General features: G+C 69.7%; 13 protein-coding genes. 3 read left to right on the top strand and 10 right to left on the bottom strand.

What is annotated here, in order from left to right; genetic code table 11:
- The first annotated feature begins 119 nt into the window (after positions 1 to 119).
- The gene (locus tag AB0I53_RS35470; protein ID WP_358612959.1) at positions 120 to 1,739 is read left to right on the top strand and encodes an ABC-F family ATP-binding cassette domain-containing protein; all 1,620 of its coding nucleotides are present in this window, start codon (positions 120 to 122) and stop codon (positions 1,737 to 1,739) included.
- A 43-nt stretch (positions 1,740 to 1,782) separates the two neighbouring features.
- Here AB0I53_RS35470 and AB0I53_RS35465 read toward each other — a convergent pair whose 3' ends face one another.
- From AB0I53_RS35465 to AB0I53_RS35420, 10 genes are all read right to left on the bottom strand, one after another.
- Complete coding sequence (locus AB0I53_RS35465) at positions 1,783 to 3,258, bottom strand: amino acid permease (protein WP_358612957.1); 1,476 nt, start codon at positions 3,256 to 3,258, stop codon at positions 1,783 to 1,785.
- Between the two features lie 218 nt (positions 3,259 to 3,476).
- The gene (locus AB0I53_RS35460; protein ID WP_358612955.1) at positions 3,477 to 4,052 is read right to left on the bottom strand and encodes a nucleoside hydrolase; all 576 of its coding nucleotides are present in this window, start codon (positions 4,050 to 4,052) and stop codon (positions 3,477 to 3,479) included.
- Between the two features lie 203 nt (positions 4,053 to 4,255).
- Entirely contained in the window at positions 4,256 to 5,203 is a 948-nt protein-coding gene (gene hutG / locus AB0I53_RS35455; RefSeq protein WP_358612953.1) for a formimidoylglutamase, read from the bottom strand.
- Between the two features lie 69 nt (positions 5,204 to 5,272).
- Complete coding sequence (gene hutU / locus AB0I53_RS35450; protein WP_358612951.1) at positions 5,273 to 6,934, bottom strand: urocanate hydratase; 1,662 nt, start codon at positions 6,932 to 6,934, stop codon at positions 5,273 to 5,275.
- 113 nt (positions 6,935 to 7,047) lie between these two features.
- Entirely contained in the window at positions 7,048 to 7,836 is a 789-nt protein-coding gene (locus AB0I53_RS35445; protein WP_358612949.1) for an IclR family transcriptional regulator, read from the bottom strand.
- A gap of 1 nt (position 7,837) precedes the next feature.
- On the bottom strand, positions 7,838 to 9,226 hold the full coding sequence (locus AB0I53_RS35440) for a cytosine permease (protein WP_358612947.1): 1,389 nt from the start codon (positions 9,224 to 9,226) through the stop codon (positions 7,838 to 7,840).
- Positions 9,227 to 9,397: 171 nt separating this feature from the next.
- Entirely contained in the window at positions 9,398 to 10,972 is a 1,575-nt protein-coding gene (gene hutH, locus AB0I53_RS35435) for a histidine ammonia-lyase (protein WP_358612945.1), read from the bottom strand.
- 104 nt (positions 10,973 to 11,076) lie between these two features.
- Positions 11,077 to 12,642 carry an amino acid permease gene (locus tag AB0I53_RS35430; protein WP_358612943.1) on the bottom strand — a complete coding sequence of 522 codons (1,566 nt, stop codon included), beginning with the start codon at positions 12,640 to 12,642 and terminating at the stop codon, positions 11,077 to 11,079.
- A 45-nt stretch (positions 12,643 to 12,687) separates the two neighbouring features.
- Entirely contained in the window at positions 12,688 to 13,443 is a 756-nt protein-coding gene (hutC, locus tag AB0I53_RS35425) for a histidine utilization repressor (protein WP_358612941.1), read from the bottom strand.
- Positions 13,444 to 13,566: 123 nt separating this feature from the next.
- The gene (locus tag AB0I53_RS35420) at positions 13,567 to 14,004 is read right to left on the bottom strand and encodes an SAM-dependent methyltransferase (RefSeq protein WP_358612939.1); all 438 of its coding nucleotides are present in this window, start codon (positions 14,002 to 14,004) and stop codon (positions 13,567 to 13,569) included.
- Positions 14,005 to 14,168: 164 nt separating this feature from the next.
- Between AB0I53_RS35420 and AB0I53_RS35415 the strand changes: the two genes are divergently transcribed.
- Together AB0I53_RS35415 and AB0I53_RS35410 are read left to right on the top strand one after the other, a co-directional pair.
- Complete coding sequence (locus AB0I53_RS35415) at positions 14,169 to 14,642, top strand: cell division protein SepF (protein ID WP_358612937.1); 474 nt, start codon at positions 14,169 to 14,171, stop codon at positions 14,640 to 14,642.
- A 38-nt stretch (positions 14,643 to 14,680) separates the two neighbouring features.
- Complete coding sequence (locus AB0I53_RS35410) at positions 14,681 to 15,604, top strand: DUF4231 domain-containing protein (RefSeq protein ID WP_358612935.1); 924 nt, start codon at positions 14,681 to 14,683, stop codon at positions 15,602 to 15,604.
- The last annotated feature ends 67 nt before the right edge of the window (positions 15,605 to 15,671 follow it).

The raw sequence follows: 15,671 nt of genomic DNA, 5'->3' as shown, positions 1-15,671 counted from the left end.
ACAGCCTTTGGCGGGTCCGCGCTGAGCACGTCGGTCGTTGAACGCACTTCTTTTCCGGATCCTCATCGCCCAGCGCGGGACTGTGCTCGGTGCGCGCGGGATCCGTTCTCGGAGGAATCGTGTCCACTCGCATCGTCCTACCGGCCCGCGCCCAATCCCACCTCAGCGCCGCCGAAATCCACCTCGCCCGCGGCGGTCGCGCCGTGCTCGCCGGCGCCGACCTGACGGTTTCCGCAGGCGACCGGCTCGGCGTGGTCGGCGGCAACGGCGCAGGCAAGACCACCTTGCTGCAGGTGCTCGCCGGGTACCTCGTTCCCGACAGCGGCACCGTGCACCGGGTCGGCACCATCGGCGTCGCCGACCAGGAGATCCCGGTCGACGACGGACGCACCGTCGGCGACCTCATCGACCTCGAACTCGCCGATGCGCGTCGAGCCCTGCAAGAGCTCGAAGCGGCGACCGCGGCACTGGTCGAGGAACGCCCAGGCGCCGACGAGCAATACGCCGAAGCGCTGGCCGCCGCGGAGTCCCTGAACGCCTGGGACGCCGACCGCCAGGTCGACATCTCGCTGGCCGCTCTCGGAGCCGTCGCCGACCGCGCCCGGCCGCTGAACACGTTGTCGGTCGGCCAGCGCTACCGGGTCCGGTTGGCCTGCCTGCTCGGCGCCGGGCACGACCTGCTGCTGCTCGACGAGCCGACGAACCACCTCGACGCGGCCGGGCTCGAACACCTGACGGCGCGACTGCGCGAACACCCGGGCGGCGTCGTGCTCGTCAGCCACGACCGCGCGCTGCTCGCGGACGTCGTCACCTCGGTGCTCGACCTCGACCCGACCAGGGACGGCCGGCCGCGGACCTACGGCGGCGGGTATCTCGGCTACCAGCAAGGGAAACGGGCCGAACGCGAACGCTGGGAGAGCGAATACAGCGCACAGCAACGCGAGCACCAGCGACTCGCCGACGAGCTCTCGGCGGCGCAGGACCGCCTGTCCACCGGGTGGCGTCCGGACAAGGGCACCGGCAAGCACACCCGCGCCACGCGGGCGCCCGCACTCGTGCGTGCGGTCCACCGGCGCCAGGAGGACCTCGACGCGCACCGCGTGGACGTGCCCGCACCGCCGCTGCGGTTCCAGGCCCCGGAGCTCGGGAACATGCCTGGAGTTCCGCTTCTGCACGCCGACGAAGTGACCCTGCGCGGGCGGCTGGAGCAACCCCGGTCGCTGCTGTTGCGGTCGGGCGAACGCCTCGTCATCACCGGGCGCAACGGTGCCGGGAAGTCGAGTCTGCTGTCGCTGCTCGCGGGTGAGCTCCAGCCGACGTCAGGTGCCGTGGTGCGCAACGATGCGGCGCGGGTCGCGTGGCTCGCGCAGGAGTCGCCGGCTCCGGCACGGCTTATCGCCGGTGATGCCTACGAGCGGGCCGTCGACGAGCTCGTCGTGTCCGGGCGGCTCACCGGCGACGCGATCCCGCTGTCGGAGCTCGGGCTGCTGCCGGATGCCGCCGTCGGCCGACCGGTCACCGAGTTGTCGATCGGTCAGCAGCGCCGGCTGCAACTCGCGATCGCACTGGCCGCACGCCCGCACGTGCTGCTGCTCGACGAGCCGACGAACCATCTATCGACGACGCTGGTCGACGAGCTCACCGATGCGCTGGTCGCGACCTCGGCGGCGATCGTGGTCGCCACCCACGACAGGCAACTGCTGCGCGACACCGCGAACTGGCCGCAACTGCGGCTCTGACCCATCGCGCGGCTCCGCTCGCACCGGAGTGGAGCCGCGCTGATCACCGCCGGCGCGGCGGTACGGCGTCCCCGGCCGGGGCGTTGCTGCGGCCGTAGTGGTGCGTGGTGAACATGTAGATCACTCCGATGGCGACGACGATGCCGCCGGAGAGCAGCACGATGTAGTTGTCGTACCAGGCGGCCTGCGGCGTTCGTGGCCACGAGATGTTCACCATCGCGCCGATGCCGTAGGCCAGTGCCACGACGTTGACCAGCAGCCCCCACCGGCCGAGGGTGAACTCGCCCGTCGGCCGCCAGCCCTTCAGCCGGGCGCGCAGGGCGGCGAGCACGACCATTTGGAACGCCAGGTAGATCCCCAGGATCGCGAACGAGACGATCTTGGTGAGCGCGTCGGTGGAGACCAGCGATCCCAACGCGATCAGCACCGGGACCACCCCGGCCAGCAGGAGCGCGTACGGCGGCACGTGGCGGGCGTGGGAGAAGCGGCGCAGCACCTTGTACCCGATGATCATCTCGTCGCGGGCGTAGGAGTAGGTCAGCCGGCCGGCCGCCGCCTGCAGGCTGATCGTGCAGGACAGGAACGAGATCAGCACAATGCCCATCACCGCTCGCGCGCCCACGGCGCCGAAGGCGCTGTTGAGCACGTTGATCAGCGGATCGGGGTCTTCGCCGGAGATGACCTTGCCGAAATCGGGCACCGCCAGGAGCAGGGTCAGGCACGCGAACGTCGCCGCGGCGCCGCCGATGTAGATGGTGCGCCGCATCGCCTTCGGCACGTTGCGGCCCGGGTGCGGGACTTCCTCGGCGGTGTCGCCGCAAGCCTCGAAGCCGTAGTACTGGTAGAAGCCGATGATCGCGGCCGCGAGGAACACCGGCAGGTAGGAACCGGTCCCGCCGGCGCCGAAGTTGTCGAACAACACCCCCAGGCCGTGGAAGCGGTGGGTCGTCAGCAGCCAGATGCCCACGAACAGCGCGCCCAGCAGTTCGGCGGTGAACCCGATGATCGCGGCCATCGACAACACCTTCGTGCCGCCGTAGTTGATCAGCGTGGCCACGACGATCAGCGCGATCGTGCACAGCACGTTGTTGATCACGGTCGGCTGGAAGCCGAACAGCAGGGCGATGTAGGGCCCGGCGCCGTAGGCGACGCTCGTGATCGTCACCAGCAACGCCATCAGGTAGACCCAGCCGGACATCCATGCCCAGCGCTTCCCCCACAACCGCCGGGACCAGGGGTAGATCCCGCCGGCCAGCGGGTACTGCGCGACGATCTCCCCGAACACCAGGGCGACCATGAACTGCCCGGCGCCGGCGAGCAGGAAGCTCCAGATCATCGGCGGCCCGCCGGCGGCCAGTGCGACCCCGAACAACGTGTAGGTGCTCACCACCGGTGACAGGTAGGTGAACCCGAGGGCGAAGTTCGCCCACAGGCTCATCTCCCGGCGGAATTCGGAGGTGTAGCCGAGCTCGCTCAGCCGCGCGTCGTCGCTGCTGGATTTGCTGTCCGAAGTGGACATCGCGGCCCCCTCGGTCGGGTTCGGACCAGGTCGACCGCGGTGTTCGCGCTCGCGTCGAACGGGTCGGCGACCGCTAGGCTGACACCTCGCGAATCGGCCCCCGTCCGTTCACGAACAAATCTGGCACCCGGACCACCTTCGTGAACGCGGATACCCGAATAGTCCCCCGCCACGCGGCGTCTAGCTACTCGAACGCCGCAGGTCACGCACCGTGCCGATCACCTCAGGCCTGATACCTCGGCCTTCGCGTCGTTGCGCAACGCGTCGCGCAGCACCTCGCGGTAGACATCGGCGGAGGCGGCCATGGCGACCGTGGCGGTGACGGGCGCGGTCGACCACGGGCGGGTGTCGACGATCATCTGGCCGAGCGTCCGGTCACCGCCGGTCTCCACGTCCACGTGGTAGGAGCCCGAGTCCGTGATGACGTCCGGCCGCACCAGGTACGCGATGCAGAGCGCATCGTGCACCGGCACGGCAGTCGCCGCCGGATCGTCCTGCTGTTCCTCGATCCGGTGGCGGATCAGCCGGCTCGCCGCCGTTCCCGCCGGAGTGCCGAACTCGTCGAACTCCTCGCAGTCGGTCGCGGTCAGCGGCGCGCTGTGCGTGGCGTCCAGGGGGATCACCACGCTGTCGCGGATGCCGGCGGAGAAGACCCGCAGGGTGTTCGGCAGCGCGACGTTGCCGTTGGCGGTCGAGAGCGCGATCAGCTCCAGCTCCGGGTGGAGCGCCGCAGTCATGATCGCGACGGCGTCGTCGGACCCGGTGTCGCAATCGAGCACGAGCCCCGTGGTCACGGGAAAGCCTTTCTCATTCGGGATTTCCCATCACCGTACCGAGACACCACCCCAGCGCCCCGCGCTGAGCCCCGGCCGCTATTCCAGTCCACGTTGGACAGTGCTTTGCTCCTCTTCGAGCATGGCTGCGAAAGCGTCCTCGGAGAACTCGCGGTTCGCCGCGGGATCGCGTTCGGCGGATTCGTGCTCGGGCATTCCTTCCCCTACTGGTGAGTGCGTTGCGTGGTGACGATCCGGTGGACCAGGCGAGCGGCCGTTCGAGCGGTGCGGTTGTCGATGTCGAGCTCGGGATTGAGCTCCGCGACATCGCACAGCGCCAGCTTGCCGCTGGCCGCCACCCGCTCGCACACGTGCTGGATCGTCTCCAACGGGACGCCGTAGGCGGCCGGGGCGCTCACGCCGGGCGCGACCGCCGCGGGCAGCACGTCGAGGTCGATCGTCAGGTAGACGACGTCGCAGCCGATCAGGAACCGGTCCACGAATTCGTCCACCACGGCCAGGTTCGCCGGGCCGCAGTGGTCGTCGAGCAGGTAGGCCACGCCCAGTTCGCCGGCGGTGTCGAACAGGGCTTCGGTGTTGCTCGGCTGGCTGATGCCCAGCACCGAGTAGTGCAGGTTCTCGCCGCGCTGCCGCTCCCGTTCGGCCATCTGCCGGAACGGCGTGCCGGAACTGGGAGTTTCGTCGGCGCGGAGGTCGAAGTGCGCGTCGAGGTTGAGCACGCCGAGCTTCGCGCCGGAGCGCACCCGCGCCGATTCGGCGATGCCGAGGTAGCTGCCGTAGGCGATCTCATGGCCGCCGCCGAAGACGACGACGAACCGGTCGTCGTCGAGCAGGCCCGTCACGACCCGGCCGAGCCGTTCCTGCCCGGCTTCCAAAGCATCGCCGGTGACCTCGACGTCGCCCACGTCCGCAGCTTCCACCGGCGCGGGCAGTGCCATCGAGGCCAGCGCCTCGCGGATGGCTCGCGGGCCGTCCGCCGCTCCCGGGCGGCCCTTGTTGCGGCGGACGCCTTCATCGCTGCGGAACCCGAGGAACGCGACGTCCGCGTTCCCGGCGCCGACGACGTGGTGCCACCTGAGGTGCTGGGAACCCGGGCCGTCGTCGCGGCCGCTCCAGCGCTGCGGCGCGCGGTTCACCGCCTCACCGATCACTTTCCACTCCTGTAAGTCCAATGTGGTCGGCAAGACCCGGAGGCGTCGCCGCCCCCGGGCCCCGCCTGCTCACGCATCGAGCATCGGGATCCGCACGCCGCGCTCCCTGGCGACGTCGGTCGCGTGCTCGTAGCCGGCGTCGACGTGGCGCAGCACGCCCATGCCCGGGTCGTTGGTGAGCACTCGGGTCAGCTTCTCGGCGGCCAGGTCGGTGCCGTCGGCGATGCAGACCTGCCCGGCGTGGATGGAGCGGCCCATGCCGACCCCGCCGCCGTGGTGGATCGACACCCACGACGCGCCCGACGCGGTGTTGACCAGCGCGTTCAGCAGCGGCCAGTCGGCGATCGCGTCGGAGCCGTCCAGCATCGACTCGGTCTCCCGGTAGGGCGAGGCGACCGAACCGGAGTCGAGGTGGTCGCGGCCGATGGCGACCGGGGCGGACAGCTCGCCGGAGGCGACCATCTCGTTGAACTTCAGGCCGGCGCGGTGGCGGTCGCCGTAGCCCAGCCAGCAGATCCGGGCGGGCAGGCCCTCGAAGGCGACCCGCTCGCCGGCCATCGTCAGCCACCGGTGCAGGTGCTCATTCTCCGGGAACAGCTCCATGATCGCCTTGTCGGTGGCCGCGATGTCCGCGGGATCACCGGACAGCGCCGCCCACCGGAACGGGCCGAGGCCCTCCTCGAACAGCGGCCGGATGTGCGCGGGCACGAAACCCGGGAACGCGAAGGCCCGGTCGTAGCCGGCCTTGCGGGCCTCGTCCCGGATGGAGTTGCCGTAGTCGAAGACCTCGATGCCCTTGTCCAGGAAGCCGACCATCGCCTCCACCTGGGCTGCCATCGACTTGCGGGACCGCTCGGTGAACGCCGCCGGGTCCTGCTCCGCCAACGCCGCCCACTCATCGAGCTCGACGCCCACGGGCAGGTAGGAAAGCGGGTCGTGCGCGGAGGTCTGGTCGGTGACGATGTCGATCGGCGCGTCCATCTCCAGCAGCTTCGGGAACACCTCGGCGGCGTTGCCCGGCAGCCCGATCGACAGCGGCTTGCGCTGGTCCCGGGCCTCCTTCGCGAGCCGCAGCGCGTCGTCGATGTCGTCGGCGCGGACGTCGAGGTAGCGGTGTGCGATGCGGCGCTCGATGCGCGCCGGGTCGCACTCCACGCAGATCGCGACGCCCTCGTTCATGGTCACCGCCAGCGGCTGCGCGCCGCCCATGCCGCCGAGCCCGGCGGTCAGCGTGATGGTGCCCGCGAGGGTGCCGCCGAAGCGCTTGCGGGCGACCGCGCCGAAGGTCTCGTAGGTGCCCTGCAGGATGCCCTGGCTGCCGATGTAGATCCACGACCCGGCGGTCATCTGGCCGTACATCGTCAGCCCCAGCGAGTCGAGGCGGCGGAACTCCTCCCAGTTCGCCCAGTCGCCCACCAGGTTCGAGTTTGCGATCAGCACCCGCGGCGCCCACTCGTGGGTGCGCAGCACGCCGACCGGCTTGCCGGACTGCACCAGCAGCGTCTCGTCCTTCTCGAGGGTCTTGAGGGTCTCCGCGATCGCGTCGAAGGCCGCCCAGCTCCGCGCCGCCTTACCGGTGCCGCCGTAGACCACCAGGTCGTCGGGTCGTTCGGCGACCTCGGGGTCGAGGTTGTTCATCAGCATCCGCAGGGCGCCTTCCTGCTGCCAGCCGCGGCAGTTCAGGTCGGCGCCGCGTGGCGCGCGAATGGTGCGGGCGTCTTCGTTGGTCATGTGCTGCTCCAGGTTCGAGCCGTTCTCGTTCGTCCCATCAGATCCCGCGCGGCGCCCGGCCGACAGCACGAAGCCGGGCCTTTCTCGGATCCGAGACACCTGCTTCGCGGCGCTCAGGCCGCCGGGCGCGGGTCGCGGCCGGAGATGGCCGCCGTCAGCTTGGCGGCGCCGCCGCGCATCGCCTCGCCGACCGCGGCCGGCTCGTTGCGCTCGTGGAACCGGCTCCACGTGGTGCTCAACGCCGCCACCGGCCGTCCACTGTGGTCGAACACCGCGGCGCCCACGGAGCGCAGGCCCGGCGCGACCAGCTCCACCTCCTCCGACCAGCCGCGCTCCCGGTCGACCGCCAGCCCCTCCCCCAGCTCCGCCAGCGTCCGGGGGCCGCGACCGGTGCGGGTGATGAAGTCGCTGCGGTGCGGGAACACCGCGCGGATCTGCGCGTCGGTGCTGCCGGCGAGGATCGCGCGGCCGTTGGCGGTCAGGTGCGCGGGCAGCCGCACGCCGACGTCGGTGATCAGCGAGACGTCGGCACCGGAGGTCGGCTGTTCCTTCAGCAGGTACACCGTTTCCGCGCCGTGCAGGATGCCGAGGTGCACGGTTTGCCCGAGGCTGCGGGCCAGTCGGCGCAGGATCGGCGCGGCCCGCCGTTCCAGGGGCTCGTGCCGCAGGTAGGCGGAGCCGATCTCGAACGACACCACCCCGAGCCCGTAGGCCTGCTCCGCCGCCAGGTACACCACGAATCCCTTGTCCACCAGGACCGACAGGATGTGGTACAGCGACGAGCGCGGAACGCCGAGATCCCGGGCGAGGCTCGCCGCGCGCACCGGCCCGGGTGCTTCGGCGAGCCGGACGAGGACGTCCAGCGCCCGCCCGACGGCCGGCGACGCGCTCGACTCCGCCACCTCATCCACCTCCCGCGACGGCACGATTCTCGCGGATCCGGTTGCGCATCGCCGCCCAGTAGATCGCGCCGGGCACCACCAGCCCGAGCAGCCACGCGATGTCCGCGCCGCCGAGCAGCGGAACCATGAAACCGGTGAACACCTTCTCCACGTTGGAGAACGGGATCTGCACGACGATGCCGAAGAAGTAGGCGACCAGCGCGGGAACGCACCAGCGGCCGTAGCTCCCGTCCGGGTCGTACATCGCGTCGAGGTCGTATTTCTCCTTGCGCAGGAAGTAGAAGTCGACCAGGTTGATCGCGCTCCACGGGGTGAGGAAGTACAGCAGGAAGTGCAGGAACAGCACGAAGTTCGACAGGAAGTCACCGCGCCCCAGCACCGCGAGCACGCCGCCGAGGACGCCGACGAGCGCGATGTAGCCGACCCGGGTCGCCTGCGAGAGCACTGCCCTGCGCGTGAACGCGGTCAACGTGGTGGCCACCGTCATGTAGCCGCCGTAGATGTTGAGCACGTTGATGGTGAGCTTGCCCAGGGCGACGGCCAGCAGCAGCGGCAGCACCAGCGCCTCGCCGCCCAGCCCCACCACGTAGGTGACCTCGTGGCCCTTGAACTCCTTCCCCGCCACCGCGTACGCCAGCGCGCCGAAGGACATCGCCCAGGTCGCGCCGAGCGCGGTTCCGCCGTAGGTCCACCAGAACGTCGCCCGGATCGAGGTGCTCGCCGGGAGGTAGCGGGAGGTGTCCGCGACGTACGGTCCGAAGGTGAGCTGCCAGGACGCGGTCAACGACAGCGCGAGCAGGAACGCGGGCAGGTCGAGCTCCGCGTTCGCCAGCACCGGCCCGAGATCGTGCGTGGTGACCAGCCGGAACGTCAGGTACACGAACACCACGACCGACACCAGCGACGCCAGCCAGCCGAAGCGGTGGATCAGCCGGTATCCGATGATCGCGATCAGCGCCGACAGCGCCGCGTAGAGCAGGATGCTGGCGTCCAGTGGCAGTCCGGTGATCGCGGCGAGCGCCTGGCCTCCCAGCACGTTGCCGCTGGCGAAGTAGCCGAGGTACATCAGCACCACCAGGACCAGCGGCAGCACCGCGCCGTACACGCCGAACTGCGCGCGGCTCTGGATCATCTGCGGGATGCCGAGCTTCGGGCCCTGCGCCGCGTGCAACGCCATCGGCACGCCGCCGATGGCGTTGCCCAGCGCGATGGCCAGCAACGCCCACAGCGGGTGCAGGCCCACGAGCACGGTCAGCGCGCCGGTGACGGCCGAGGTGATCTGCATGTTGCCGGCGAACCACAACGTGAACAGGCTGCGCGGGTTGCCGTGCCGCTCGCCGTCCGGGATCGGGTCGATCGACCTGCGCTCGACCTGCAACGGTCCCGCCATTCGCCCTCCTAGCGCCGCGAAATCGGTTCGTTCCATTAGTCGCCGCGCGGATGCCGAGGGCAATCCCCGACTCGAAGCAGTTGTCCAGAATGACAGACAGTCCGGGCGCGGGAGAGGTCACGCCTCTCCCGCGCCCGGACTACGGCCGAAAGCCCGGTCTGCGAAGGGTTCTCAGTCGAGTGCGCCGATGATTTCCTCGACGGCGTCGACCAGCGCGCCGGACCGGCACAGCTCGACGGCGGACTCCATCTCCGGTGCCAGGTGCCGGTCCGCGCCCGGACCGGCGACGTGCTCACGGAGGCGGTCGCGCACGGCACCGGTGGCGGGCGACGGGGTCAGCGGCTGCCGCATGTCCATGGCGCGCGCCGCGGTGAGCGCCTCGATCGCCAGGACGCGGGTGAGGCCGTCGACCGCGCGGCGGAGCTTGCGGGCCGCGGACCAGCCCATCGAGACGTGGTCCTCCTGCATCGCCGAGGACGGGATCGAGTCGACGCTGGCCGGGACGGCGAGGCGCTTGAGCTCGGAGACGATCGCGGCCTGGGTGTACTGGGCGATCATGTGTCCGCTGTCCACGCCGGGGTCGTCCGCGAGGAACGGCGTCAACCCGTGGTTCCTGGCGGGGTCCAGGAACCGGTCGGTCCGGCGCTCGCTGATGCTGGCCAGGTCCGCGGCGACGATGGCGAGGAAGTCCAGCACGTAGGCGACGGGGGCGCCGTGGAAGTTGCCGTTGGATTCCACGCGGCCGTCGAGGGTGACCACGGGGTTGTCCACGGCGCTGGCGAGCTCGACCGCCGCCACCGACTCGGCGTGGGCGAGGGTGTCGCGGACGCCGCCGGCGACCTGCGGCGCGCAGCGCAGCGAGTAGGCGTCCTGGACGCGGGTGCAGTCGGGACCGGCGTGGCTGGCCACGATGCCCGAATCGGCGAGCACGCGCCGCATGTTGGCCGCGGCGGCGGCCTGGCCGGGATGCGGGCGCAGTGCCTGCAGGTCGGCGGCGAAGACGCGGTCGGTGCCGAGCTGGGCTTCCACGCTCATGGCGGCGGTGATGTCGGCCAGCTTCACCAGCTTGCGCAGGTCGTGGCAGGCGAGCACGAGCTGGCCGAGCATGCCGTCCGTGCCGTTGATCAGCGCGAGCCCTTCCTTCTCCGCGAGCTCGACCGGGGCGATCCCGGCGGCCGCGAGGGCTTCGGCGGCGGGCAGCGAGCGGCCTTCGGCGTCCCGCACGCGGCCTTCGCCCATCAGGGCGAGCGCGGCGTGCGCGAGCGGCGCGAGGTCGCCGGAGCAGCCCAGGCTGCCGTACTCGTGGACCACGGGCGTGATCCCGGCCGACAGCATCGCGGCGTAGGCGGCGGCGATCTCGGGGCGGACGCCGGTGCGGCCGGTGGCCAGGGTGGACAGGCGCAGCAGCATCAGCGAGCGGATGACCTCCCGCTCCACCTCCGGGCCGCTTCCGGCGGCGTGCGAACGGACGAGGCTCTTCTGCAGCTGCCGGCGCAGTTCCACCGGGATGTGGCGGGTCGCGAGCGCGCCGAAACCGGTGGAGATCCCGTAGACCGGCTTCGGCTCTTCGGCGAGGCGCTCGATCCGGCCGCGGGTCGCCGCGAGGGCTTGGCGGGCTTCCTCGGAAAGCTCCACCCGCGCGCCGTCACGGGCGACGCGGACGACGTCGGCGGGGCTGACGGGGCCGACTCCCACGACCACCGGCTGGGTGGCGGTTTCCGCGCTGGCTTCGGTACGGCTGAGCATGCTCAATGTTGTTCTTCCTCGTAGTTGGGACGTCGCGCACGATTCATCCGGCTGGTGGTGCCCGGTGAAGCATATGGTTGTCTATACAGCTGCGTGTTCGGAGGTCAGCCGGTGCCGGCTTCGGACGCGGCGAGCCGATCGCCATCGGAACTCCCGCCGGAGGTGTTGCGGCGGTCGACGCCGAGCTTGTAGAAGATCGTCAGAACGACGAGCCACACGGCCCCGACGACGAGCGCCACGCGGGTGTCCGCGGAGAACGCCAGCAGGACGAAGACGAAGATCAGGAAGGCGATCGCGGCGATCTGCGCGTACGGCCACAGCGGCGCCGGGAACTTGAGCTCCGACACTTCGGCCGCGCTCATCTTCCGGCGGGCCTGGAAGTGCGCCAGCATGATCATCAGCCAGACCCAGACCGTGGCGAAGGTCGCGATGGAGGCGATGATCGTGAAGACGTTCTCCGGGACGACGTAGTTGAGCACCACCCCGACCAGGAGCGCGCCGGTCATGATGACCACGGTCATCCAGGGCACGCCGTTGCGCGAGACCCGGCCCATGATCGCCGGCGCCTGGCCGCGCTCGGCCATGCCGAACAGCATGCGGCCGGCCCCGAAGATGTCGCTGTTGATGGCCGAGAGCGCGGCGGTGATCACCACGACGTTGAGGACGGTCGCCGCCGAGGTCAGCCCGAGGCTCTCGAAGATCTGCACGAACGGGCTGCCCGAGGAGCTGATCGACTGCCACGGGGTGATCGACATGATCACGCCGATGGTCAGCACGTAGAACAGCAGCACGCGCACCGGAACGCTGTTCACCGCGCGCGGAATGGTCTTGTGCGGCTCCTCGGCCTCCCCCGCGGTGACGCCGATGATCTCGGTGCCGCCGAAGGCGAACATGACCACGGCGAAGGAGAGCAGGAAGCCCTCGATGCCGTTGGGGAAGAACCCGCCGTGCGACCACAGGTTGCTCACGCCGGTTTCCGCCTGGCCGCCGGTGAAGCCGAAGACGAGGATGGCGATGCCGCCGAGGATCATCGCGATGATCGCGGCGATCTTGATCACGGAGAACCAGAATTCGAGCTCGCCGAAGACCTTGACGCTCAGCAGGTTCACCGCGCCGATGACGAACAACGTGGCCAGCACCCAGATCCACCGCGGCACGTCGGGGAACCAGAATCCCATGTAGACGGCCAGCGCGGTGACGTCGGCGATGCAGACGATGATCATCTCGAAGGTGTAGGTCCAGCCGGTCAGGAAGCCCGGCAGGCGTCCCAGGTGCCGGCTGGCGTATTCGCCGAAGGAGCCGGGCACCGGGTCGGCCACGGCCATCTCGCCGAGCGCCCGCAACACCACGAAGACGACGGCGCCGCCGATCAGGTAGGCCAGCAGCACCGAGGGGCCGGCCTGGCTGATCGCCTCGGAAGAGCCGTAGAACAGGCCGGTGCCGATGGCCGAGCCGAGGGCGATGAAGCGGATGTGCCGTGCCGTGAGGCCACGGGTCAGTGCCGCCGCGCCTTTTCTCACCTTTTCCTCCCTGCGGGAACCACGTTGTTCCCTCCGTTGCAACCGGAACCGCCGGCTGTGCTGCCGGGCACAATCCGAGGCGGTGCGATATGTATAGTGCTGTATATACAGCTCGTCAAGAGGCCGTTCCGAAATCCGGGCGGAACGCATGGGCAATCCGGACAAACCACTGGCGACCAGGGAGGATCCGAGGGATCAGGTCGCGTCGAAGGTGCCTTCGAGCCGGTATCGCGAGCCGGGATGCAGCAACCGGGCGGTGCTGACGAGCCGGCCCTCCGACCAGGTGCGCCGGTGGATCAGCAGGCACGGCTCGACTTCCTCGATGCCCAGCAGCGCGCAGTCCTCGGCGGTGCCCAGCACCGCCTCCACGACGTGCTCGCCCTTGCCCAGCGGCGCTATCCGCGACAGGTAGCTGTTCGGCGTCTGCGTGGCGAAGTCCTGGTCGAGGTACTCCGGGGCGAGGTCGGGATTGACGTGGCGGTCTTCGAGCTGGATCGCGATGTCGTCCTCGAAGTGCACCACCAGCGAGTGGAACACCGGCCGGCCCTCGGTTATCCCGAACAGGCGGTGCATCCGCAGATCGGCGGGCTCCGCCCGGAGCAGCACCACATCGGTCCGGTGCCGGTGCCCGCGCCGCTGGACCTCGTCGGCGATGTTGCGCACCTCGTACAACGCGGAACTGCTCTTGCGCTCGGCGACGAACGTCCCCACGCCCGCGAGCCGGACGATCAGCCCCTCCGAGCTCAGCTCGCGCAGCGCGCGGTTGATGGTCATCCGCGACAGCCCCAGCGCGTTCACCAGCTGGCTCTCCGACGGCAGCAGCTCGCCCTCGGGCCACCGCCCGGTGCCGATCTGCTCGATGATCACGTCCTTGAGGCGGCGGTACGCGGGCGCGGACTCGCGGCGGCTCTCGCGGAACAGCACGCCGACGTCCAACGCATCAATGGCCACCGGTCACCGCCCACCTCGGGAATCAATCATCCGCCCGCGCCCAGCTTATCCCGCACGTCTCCGGCCGAAGCGCCCCGGGAGCAGCGGAAGCCCCGCACCGGCGAAAGCGGCGTCGTGGCACGACTACTGCTTGCGGGCCACACCGCCGGTCATGAAACGGGCCGCGATGGACGTGGCGTCGGTGACGGGCGTGTCCGGGCGCCACAGCGGCAGCGGGACGATCCCGGGCGTGAGCAGCTCCAGTCCGGTGAAGAACCGAGCGAGCTCAGCCGGAGTCCGGACCCGTCCCGTGCCCAGCTCGGACAGCAGCACGCGCTCGAGCTCGGCCGACTCCGGCGCATCGCCGAGCCGCGTGAAGTTGGTGATGAAGAAGAACGAACCCGGCACGACCGCCTCGCGCAAGGTGTCGACGATGCCGTTGGGGTCCTCCTCGTCGAGGAGGTGGTGCAGGATGCCGCACAGCATCACGCACACCGGCCGGTCGAAATCGATCAGATCGCGCACGTCGGGGTGGTCCAGCACCTCGCGCGGCCGACGGATGTCCGCGGTGGCCACCCTCATGTTCGCGTCGTTGGCCAGGATGGCGGGGCGTGCGCGAGCACGATGGGATCGATGTCGACGTACACGACGCGCGCCTCGGAGTTGGCCTCCGGAAAGGACGCCGACATGGTAGCCGCCCGGACGCACATGGTCATCGGAGTGCCGATCACCCTTAGGATGCCCTGGTGGGAGAAGCGAACCTCGTGTTGAGCTACGTCGAAGTCCTGATCTGGCCCCTGCTGGTAATCGCGCTGGCCTTGATCGCAGCCCGGCTGATCGCACGAGGATTCCCGCGCAATCCGGAACGACCCGCACTTCGGGCAGACGTGGCATGGGTGCGCCAGGACGACGCTACGCGCGTCACGACCGCGCATGAGGACTCGGACTGGCTGGCTTCGCTGGGTGGCAGCCCACCACCCAATCCTGCCGTGCATCTGCAGCAGGCAGTCCGCGTCAGCCCGTCCACGTACCGGGAATCCGCCCGGCAGGTCCATGAAAGCCTGCAGCGCGGGCGGGTGGTCATTCTCGACCTGGCCGGCACCGACGAGAGCACCGCCGCACGGCTCATCGACTTCTGCAGCGCCATCACGCTCGCCTCACGCGGTGTCCTGCAACAACTTTCCAGCACCGTGCTACTCATCACGCCTCACTCCGACTGAACCCGCCGCACGCCGGGCGACGAAAGGACAGGACACCAATGGCTGGCAGCCGCGGCCAGGGCCAAGGACGCGCCACGACTGAGACGGAACAGCAGCGGGAGGCGGCCCTCGCGGCCAACGCGGAACTGCTGGGCCTCAACGCCGAAATCCGGAAGTACGAGCACTGGGCCAAGGTCGCCAAACGACGACAGCGGTTTTCGGTCCTCTCCTACGCGCTCGGACCGGTGTTATTACTCGCCCTGTACGCCATGTTCTGGCTGCCTTGGCTCAGCGGCTCCGCGTTCGTCGCGATCAGCATCCCCGGGTTCGCCATCGCCATCGCGTTCTGCGTCGCAGCCGTGAAGCTCGCCCGCGACCCGGGTGGCGGCCCCAAAGTGGCCATCGAAGGCGAAAAGAACCTGAACGGCACCCCGCGTCAGCGCCGACGCAGCGAGGGCGAGATCGAACTCCTCATCGCGACGAAGCGCGACGCCAGAAAGCTGCGGGTCGCCGACGGCACCTTCGATCAGCAGACGCGGCGCCTCATCTACAAGGACGAGGCCTACGGCGAGATCGAGAAGCTCCGCAACGACAGCAAGAAGTACCGCAACGTCAACAACGCGCTGCAAGGCATCTTGATCATCGGATCGATCGGCGCCACCGGCGCATCCGGCATTTCCACTGGAGGCGGGCCGATCCGCTGGGCAGTGCTGGGCGTATCGCTGGCGGTCGGTATCGCGAGCGGCTTCATGGGCTACTACAAGTACAAGGAACGAAGCTTCTACCTGCAGCAGACCGCCGATTCGATCGAGCACGAGTGGGAAGCGTTCGAGGTCGGCGTCGGTCGCTACAAGTACTGCGATACCGAGGAAATCGCGCTGAAGGAGTTCGTGGAAGAGGTTCATCGCCTCAAGTCCGAACAGCGCAAGCGCCAGCAGAACCTCGAACAGCCCCCGGAAACCCGGAATGCCAGCGAGCTGTAGGCCCGCTGACCCGTGCTTTCGCGCGGCAAGCCGTTGCCGGGTAACCGTAATGACTGCCGGGCCTACC

This window comes from Saccharopolyspora sp. NPDC050389 (assembly GCF_040655595.1).
Classification (GTDB): Bacteria; Actinomycetota; Actinomycetes; order Mycobacteriales; family Pseudonocardiaceae; genus Saccharopolyspora.
This window is presented reverse-complemented; position numbering and strand designations above follow the sequence as displayed.